General features: G+C 64.9%; 6 protein-coding genes. 5 read left to right on the top strand and 1 reads right to left on the bottom strand.

The window, feature by feature from the left end; genetic code table 11:
• From EP867_RS18350 to EP867_RS18340, 3 genes are all read left to right on the top strand, one after another.
• Positions 1-561 (top strand): histidine phosphatase family protein (locus EP867_RS18350; protein ID WP_164888946.1); only part of this gene is annotated, 561 nt, incomplete at its 5' end.
• Positions 562-642: 81 nt separating this feature from the next.
• Entirely contained in the window at positions 643-1,578 is a 936-nt protein-coding gene (locus tag EP867_RS18345) for a hypothetical protein (protein ID WP_128490907.1), read from the top strand.
• 3 nt (positions 1,579-1,581) lie between these two features.
• Entirely contained in the window at positions 1,582-4,059 is a 2,478-nt protein-coding gene (locus tag EP867_RS18340) for a LuxR C-terminal-related transcriptional regulator (RefSeq protein WP_128490906.1), read from the top strand.
• Positions 4,060-4,077: 18 nt separating this feature from the next.
• On the opposite strand, the gene EP867_RS18335 is transcribed toward EP867_RS18340, so the two are convergent.
• A complete protein-coding gene (locus EP867_RS18335) occupies positions 4,078-4,725 on the bottom strand; it encodes a DnaA N-terminal domain-containing protein (RefSeq protein WP_128490905.1) in 648 nt (215 codons plus the stop codon).
• A 473-nt stretch (positions 4,726-5,198) separates the two neighbouring features.
• Between EP867_RS18335 and EP867_RS18330 the strand changes: the two genes are divergently transcribed.
• Positions 5,199-6,506, top strand: a complete 1,308-nt coding sequence (locus tag EP867_RS18330; RefSeq protein WP_128490904.1) for an AAA family ATPase — start codon at positions 5,199-5,201, stop codon at positions 6,504-6,506.
• The gene (locus EP867_RS18325; protein WP_128490903.1) at positions 6,503-7,624 is read left to right on the top strand and encodes a ParB/RepB/Spo0J family partition protein; all 1,122 of its coding nucleotides are present in this window, start codon (positions 6,503-6,505) and stop codon (positions 7,622-7,624) included. The genes EP867_RS18330 and EP867_RS18325 overlap by 4 nt, the downstream gene beginning before the upstream one ends.
• The last annotated feature ends 538 nt before the right edge of the window (positions 7,625-8,162 follow it).

Raw genomic sequence — 8,162 nt, 5'->3', positions numbered from 1 at the left:
TTCGACACCCGCCACGATACGCCGCCCTTTCAGACCCCGTCACCCATTTCCAAGCATAGCTCACGGGCAAACCGCGACGGCATCATCGCCGGACGCCTTGAGGCGCAGCTGACCGAAGCCGGTCGCAGCGCCGCAGAGGCGCTGGCCGCGCTGCCCTGGTCCGAGCCGCGTTACGTCTTTGCCTCGCCACAAAAGCGCGCCCATCAAACGGCGAGCCTGGCCTTTCCTGAAGAGGATATCACCCTGCATGAGGGTCTGCGCGAGCGCTCCTGGGGCGATCTTGAGGGGCAGCCCGTGCATCTGCAGACCCCGCGCGAGGCGACACCGCCCAATGGCGAAAGCTGGCCTGATCTGCAGGCGCGGGTTGCGGCTGCCCTCTCAGACTGTCTGTCGCGCAGCCCGAGGCGGCATCTGACCGTCTTTGTCGCCCATTCCGGCGTTATCCGCGCCACACGGGCCATCACCGGCGGCGATCCGGGCGGAGCCTCGCCCCCCAATACGCTGCATTTGCTGTTCTCGCCTCTGGGTGGCGGAAAGTTTCGTGAAACGCGCCTTTTTTGAAACTCCCCCCTTACGGGGACTATGCGAAAGTATAGTCACCCTCTAGATTGCGAACATTCTTTCTCTCCGGTTGTTCGCGTCATGATCTTTCTCCCAGTGGAACGTAAGCTCTGCGGCCTGCTGCTCAGTCTGCCTCTTCTGCTTCCGGCACCGGTGGCCTTCGGCGGGTCTGAGAGCGCGCAAAGCCTTGCGCGGCTTGGACAAAGCCTCTGCGAAGTCGCCTTCGACGGCGGGTTGCCCTCCGTTGCAGCCGCACCTCTGCGCCGCGCGGCAGGCGGCGCTGCGGCGCGGGACCAGGTCTGCGGCTGCACCGGGCAAAGCCTCTCACAGGCGCCGCCTTCGGTGCTCAGCGGTCTGCTGGCGGAACTTGCGGTGAATTTCTCAACCCATGCGCTGCTCGACGATGTGATCGCCGATCACCTGACACCCTGCCTTGCAGAAGGCGGGACACCCCCGGGGCGCGCCGCTGCGGCAGGTGACCCCGATGAGGGCCCGGGCGACTATCCCTTCGTGATCCCGGCAATGTGTGAACTGGCGCTTGACGGCGGGACCCCTGCCTGGGGCGTCACCCCGACCCATTTCACCGAAGCTCTGCGCCAGGCGGGCCGCAGCCGCGAGATGTTCTGCGCCTGCACAACCGATCAGATGGTCGGAAATTACCGCGCCCTCTCCCGTGCGGTGAAGACGGAAAGCACGGATGGCGAGGCTTTTTCGCGCTACCTCGGCATCTCCATGACCCACTGCCTGCGCCACCCGCTCGCCATCACCGATCTGCCCGCCCACAGCGATGAGGCCCGGGCCCTCTGTGAAGCGGCCCTCAAAGACGGCCCGCCCGGAGGGCCGGAGCGTCGGGAGCTGACCCGCTGGCTCGAAGGCTCGGGTCTGAGCATCGATGATCTGTGCACCTGCGCCGCCTCCGGCGCTGTGCCGCGCGAACCCGATGCCCGGGGCCGCGAGGACCGGTCAGCGGTTCTGCGCGCCGTCTCGGACTGTCAGCGCATTTTATGGCGGGGATAACCCATGAACACCCCTTTCCCCTTTCTCAAAGCCACCCCCGGCCTGCCCGCGACCCCGGCCTGCGAGGCCGCCTCCCCCGTCGCACGCCCGCGGCTGACCGGCCCGCTTTTGGAAAAGCCGACCGGGCTGACCCTTCTGGCGGCCCCGGCAGGATGCGGCAAGAGCACCCTTCTCACGCTCCTGGCCTCAGAGGCGGCCGCGCGGAACCGTCCCGTCATCCGGCTCGACACCGCCTGCCCGCAGAGGCTTCTCTCAGCGCTGACGGACGCGCCCAAAGCCCCGCCCGGCCTGTGGCTTCTCAACGGCACCGCCGCGCTTGAGGAGGAGACTTTCGCTGCCCGCATCGCCCCGGCCCTGCTGCGCGCCGCCACCACACAGCGCGTCATCCTGGCAGAACCGCGCCTGCGCAGCGCCGCCCTGCGCGAAGCCTGGCTGCGCCAGGACCTCACCGTTATCACAGCCGCCGATCTGCGCTTTGATGAGGCAGAGGCCCGCGCCCTGCTCGGCCCCGATCTCAGCGACACCGCCCTGCGCCGCCTTCTGGATCTGAGCGGCGGCGGGATCGCCGCGCTGCGCCACCTCTCGCCGCTCAGCGATCCCGAAGCCCCGCTGCCCGCCGCCCTCTCGGCCTGGTATGAAGAAGAAATCTGCGAGCGGCTCGATCCCGCCACCCTGCGGCTGGTGATGGATCTCTCGCTCACGCGGCGCTTCTGCCCTTCCCTGCTCGACGCCCTCCCCCCGCATCCCGAGGGGCCGCTGGCCGGATGGCAGGGGCTGGCGCCGCTGCTGCGCGAGGGCGTTTTGCTCGAGCGCCTCTCGCGCGGGCCGGGGGAGTTTCGCCTGCAGCCCGCCTTCGCCCGCCACCTGCGGGAGCGGCTGCAAAGCCATCTCCCCCGCCGCGCCGCCCTGATCCAGGACGTGCTTCTGACCTGGTGGGAAAGCCGCGACAACCGCGCCGAACTCGCCCGCCACGCGCTGAACCTGGAAGACAGCGCCCGCGCCGCAAGGCTTCTCGAAGCGGCCGGCGGCATCACCACCGATATGGGCGACGGCCCCGATATCGCCCGCGATCTGCCGGTCTGCACCGACCTCGCCCGCGATCTGCCGCTGCTGTTTCTGTCGCAGATCTATCACCGCAGCCGCACAGGACGCCTGGCGGAGGCGGAACTGCTCTTTGAACATGCCCGCCGCGGCACCAATAACTTCACCGAACTGCGCGGCAGTGCCGATCGCGCGGAGGTCCGGGCCTGGGCGCTGATGCTTGAGATGGTCTTCGTCTCGGGCGCCGATCGCCCGATCCCGCCGCAGCTCATTGCCGATCTGCGCGAGAGCTTTGCGGACTTCCTCGGCCGTCACCCGGTCGTGGCCCTTTCCATCGCCTCCGTCCTCGCCTGGGCAGAGGTGGAGGCAGGGGACTTCCGCAGCGCGCGCCGCACCATCACCCTGGGCCGGCAGCTGCAAACCCAGGCGCCGCTCTCCAAGTCTATGATCTTCCTTGAGATCTATCTCGCCCGCTGCGAACTTGCCACCGGCAGCCTGCCCGAAGCCCTGGCGGCCGCGGCCCGCGCCCGCGCCCTTGCCGAAAGCCAGTGCACCCCCGGCGGCTATGAAGTGGTCAGCGCCGAAGTCTGGCACGGCATCTGCCTGGCCGAGGCCGGAGAGACCACAGCGGCCCGGGCGCTGCTCAGCCGCGCCATGCAGGCCGCAACCGGCGTCTTTGGCTATGTCAGCCTCTATGCCGAAGGCTGGAGCGCACTGGCGCGAATCCTTGCTGAAACGGAAGGGCCCGATGCCGCGCGACCTCTGCTCAGCGAGGCCCGCCGCTTTGCCTGCAACAGCGAACTGCCCCGGCTGACGCTCTGCCTTGACCGGCTCATCGCGCTTCACTGCGGCGGTCTTCTGCCCGAGGGCGCTTCCCCGCTGGACGGGGCAACCCTTGCCCTCGACGCGGGCCGCGCGGGAGAGGCAGCGAAGCTTCTCGACAGCCAGTCCGCCCGCCCCGCCGATCAGCGTGAGCTTATGGCCGCTCTGATCCTGCGCATCCGCTCAGAGCTTGGCCAGCGGCGCTACAGCGCGGCGCTGAATGCCGCTGAAGAGCTGCTGCCCCTGCTCAGCCAGAGTGCGAACCGCAGGCTTTCCACTGAGGCTCTGCCCTGGCTTCTTTCGGTGCGCAGCCACTGCCACCGCGGCGGGCGCAGCTTAAGCCTGCATGCTCAGGCGATCCTTGAGCGTCTGAGCACCGATCTGCCCACGACCCGGGAAGCAGAGGTCGCCCCGGTCAGCGGCGCCGGCCTTTTGTCGCCGCGCGAGGGCGAGATCATCGCCCTGGTCGCTGAAGGATTGATTACCAAAGAGATCGCAAGGCGGCTCGGGATCTCTGAAGGCACGGTTAAAAGCCACCGTAAGAAGATCCATGAGAAGCTGGCCGTCACATCGCGCTCTCAGGCGATCCTCAAGGCCCGCGAACTCCAACTCATCTGATCTTCCCCACGGGGAAGATCAGGCCTGCAGCCGGACCGGACCACCCCAAAGCTGTTCCAGACGTCTGAGATAATGCGTCTGGACATAGCTGGCGTGAAAGCCCGAAGGCGCGCGCAGGATCAGATCACCTTCCTCACACACAGGGGTCAGCCCTGCAAACCAGGCCTGCCAGAGGGCCCGGTCCTGCGCGGCAAGGCGTCGGGCGATGCGCCCCCAACGGCTGTCACCCGCCTGCGGAAAGGCGATGATTTTCTCTTCGACGGCGGGTTCTTTGACCGGAGCCGCTTTACTCAGACGCTGCGCAGCGGAGGTGCCCAAGGCCTCCCTGCTCTCCTCCGTATCCGCCAGAATGCGCTCAAGATTAAGGCCAAGCCAGGCCGCCTGTCCGCGCAGCGAGCGGCGCTTCTCATAAAGCCAGCCTTTTTCACGAAAGGCCGCCAGCTCACGCTTCACCGTGCGCACATCCACTGACCAGAGTTTGGCGATGACGGCCTGACTGACGCTGAGGCGGTCTTCCTGCCAGTTGTAATGGGCCGTGATCAGACAGATCAGCCGCAGCACCTGTCGCTGCACCGTGCGGTTCTGCGACAGCCCCCATGCGCCGAGGGCCGTCAGCAGGTCATATTTCTTCGCCGCAGACAAAGCTGCGCCATTTGCCCTCGTCATCCTTCACGCCCCCCGCTGGCGCTGTTTCACCACCTGCGTGGCTGAAACGTCTCACTTCTCGGCCCGGAAAGCCGCTGCAGTGAATCACTCAACGCTGTTTCCGAAACTTTCCTCATTTGCGTCCTGCAACACGATTCTGTCAAGCGCCTGGAAGGCCCTGACGCGGTCTTTCTGGTTTTTTGATCTCTTTGAGAGAGTTTTGAAGGGTTTTAGGTAATAGGGGACGTCTTACATGTCACTAAATACGGATTATGATGTCCCCTCATTGCGCTCTGCCGCCTGTATTTTGTCCCCCCAAACGTGACCAATACCGCGCAGAGCGCCTCGCCATCTTTTCGGATCGCAACCGACTGCGCGTTAAATCCGACATTTGCATGATTTACGCTTTATTCAAACTTTCTCTTTTGCGCTTTCGATGTTTTGCGCGTAAATTGGGCGTCAGAAATAATCTACGTCCAGAAACGGGATCGGGCATGTATAACCATGAGAGCCTCGCGGCGCTGCAGGCGCAGTCGCTGAAGATGCAGAGCTACATCCGTCGCCAGACCTTTTCCCCTGAGCATGAGAAGACCCTGCGGCGCTTCTCGTCCTGGGAGGTTTCGGAGCTGATCTTCCGCATTAACCAGTCAACCTTCCGCGGACGGCTGGCCGCGGACCCGGACCTTCCCGGCGGGGAAGTTGAGGAGGATGGCCGCCAGCGCTGGTTCACCCTCCAGGAGATCAATGAGCTGCGCCGCAAGATGAAGGTCAACCGCGCCTCTCTCATGCCCAAGCGCCCGGCCAACAAGCGTGCGATCCGGGTGGCCATCTCCAACTTCAAGGGCGGCGCGGGCAAGTCGACCGTGGCTCTGCACATGGCCCATGCGGCGGCGCTGGATGGCTACCGCGTTCTGGTGGTGGACTTTGACCCCCAGGCCACGCTGACCCATGCCATGGGATTGCACGACGTCTCGGAAGAGCTGACGGTCTGGGGCATCATCGCGCGGGACCTGGTCCATGAAACCGATCGGATGAACGCGGCGCCACGCGCGGCGGAAAGCGGCACGGCTATTCCGCAGCGGCGTCTTCCGGCTTCGGTGCGCGATCTGGGCCTCGGCACCCTGCGGGTGACGGACTTCATCAAGCCGACGGCTTGGCCCACGATTGATATCGTGCCCTCCTGCGCCAATGCGGCCTTTGTTGAGTTCGCCTCCGCCCAGTACCGCCATTTGAACCCGGACTGGTCGTTCTTTGCCTCTGTCTCGCGCTACCTCGATCAGATCCCAGACGACAGCTATGACCTGATCCTTTTCGACTGCCCGCCGGCGATCGGCTATCAGTCGATGAACGCGGTCTTTGCGGCGGATGTGCTCTATATCCCCTCGGGTCCGGGCTATTGGGAGTATGACAGCACCACCAGCTTTATTGGGCAGTTGGCGGAGGCTCTGGGCGATCTGGCTGAGGGGTTTGACGGCTCCTTCCCCACGGGGAAGATGGCGCTGCCGAAAGCCTTTCTGGACCTGCGCTTCCTGATGACGCGTTATGAGCCGGGGAATGAGCTGCATCGCGCCATGTTTGAGGCCTTCCGCAAAGTCTTTGGTGAGACGGTTGCGAAGGAGCCGATTGAAATGACCCGCGCGGTTGAGCAGTCGGGGCGCTTCCTCTCATCGGTTTATGAGATCGACTACCGCTCGATGACGCGGGAAACCTGGCGCCGGGCGCGGGCGTCATTTGACCGCGCTTATATAGAGTTTCGGGACTGCTTCCAGAATGCCTGGGATAAGGTGGAGGAGACGAAATGAAAAAGCGCCGCACCTTTGGCATTGACCTCCCCGATGAAGACGGACTCAACGCCTTCCCCGCGGGGAAGGGCGTTGTGACCCCTGCCCCGGCGGTGCCGACCCGGCGCTCGCCCATGGCGGCGGCCATTACCGAGAATGCGGACTCTCTGCGCGATCGTCGTGCGATGGAAGAGCAGATCCGCGCGGAAAATGACGCGCTTGCGGCTGAACATGTGCGCATGAAAAAGCTGGGGCTGATTGTGGACCTGGTGCCGCTGGATCAGATTGAGACCTGGAAGCTGGTGCGCGACCGGGTCAAGGGCGATGACTTTGAGCTTGCTGAACTGGTCACTTCGATCCGGGACCTGGGCCTGTCGAATCCGATCCGGGTCGAGATGCGCGAAGACGGGCGCTATGAGCTTGTGCAGGGGTTCCGTCGGTTAAGTGCCTATCGGCAGTTGCTGGCGGAAACCGGAGATGCGGCCTCCTGGGGGGCGATTCCGGCGGGCATTCTTCCCCGCGGGGAAGACCTGGAGGGGCTTTATCGGCGGATGGTCGATGAGAACCTGGTGCGCAAAGACATCTCCTTTGCTGAGATGGCCATGCTGGCGCTGAACTACGCGCGGGATCCCCATACCAGCGAGAACGACCCGGACAAGGCCGTGGCGCAGCTCTTTCAGTCTGCGGGCTATCAGAAGCGCAGCTATATCCGCCAGTTCATCCGGCTGATGGAGCGCCTGGGAGAGGACCTGCAGTTCTCGCAGCATATTCCGCGCGCGCTTGGGCTGCAGCTTGTGACGGCGCTTGAGGATAACCCTGATCTGGCGGGGGAAATCCGGGCGCGACTGAAGGGCTGGGACAACCGCTCTGTGAAAGACGAGTTGGGGATCCTGCGCCGGGTCCTGGGCAACAGCCCGCGTGAGGCGGCTGCGGGCGCCGATGAGGATGCCACCCCCGCGAAGCCCGCGACGCCGAGTGGCAAGGCCAAGACCACCTTCCAGCTTCCTTCGCGGCTGGGGCAGGCGAAATGCACGGCGGCCAATGGCCGGCTGGAAATCCGCCTCGCGCGGGACTTCACGGCGATCGAGCGGCGGCGGCTGGAACTGGCGCTGGAGCGCATGCTGAACGATCTCGGTTGAGGCGGGCAGGGGACTTCCCCGAGGGGAAGAAGGGGCATCCGGTTTCGGGTGCCCCTTTCCTTTTGGAGGGGCTTGCGGGAACTTCCCCGCAGGGAAGGCGCGCCGAAGGAGGGCGGGGGGGTGGGGCTCTGCTTACTGCGGCGTGGCACCCACCTTCCCCACGGAGAAGCCCGGAGGCCGCGCGTCAGGGGGACTGAGGCCGCTTGGGGTGATCGTCCGCCGGGCAGGGGAGCAGCTTCCCCACGGGGAAGGGGGTGACCTCTGCGGGGGAGTCCTGTCAATTTTATCTAAAAATGTAATTTTAAATGTTAGCGCTAACTATAAGGGGTCTCTCCGCCCCGGAGCGCCGGGCGGGAACCGGCACCACCCCCCGCGTGTTGCCGCAGCGGCTGTGCTGCCACCCGATCCGGAAGGGTCGCGCTGCGATGCCGCATATCGTTTGATTGACGCTAACATGGCCGCACTTTATTCTGAAGGCATTGCCAAGTTGTTGTGTCGTGAAGCCCCTGCTGTAAGGATTTCGAATGAAAATGCCATC

The sequence above is a fragment of the Falsigemmobacter intermedius genome, from assembly GCF_004054105.1.
GTDB lineage: Bacteria > Pseudomonadota > Alphaproteobacteria > Rhodobacterales > Rhodobacteraceae > Wagnerdoeblera > Wagnerdoeblera intermedia.
Note: the sequence above shows the minus strand (reverse complement) of the source record. Positions and strands in the feature narration are given on the sequence as shown.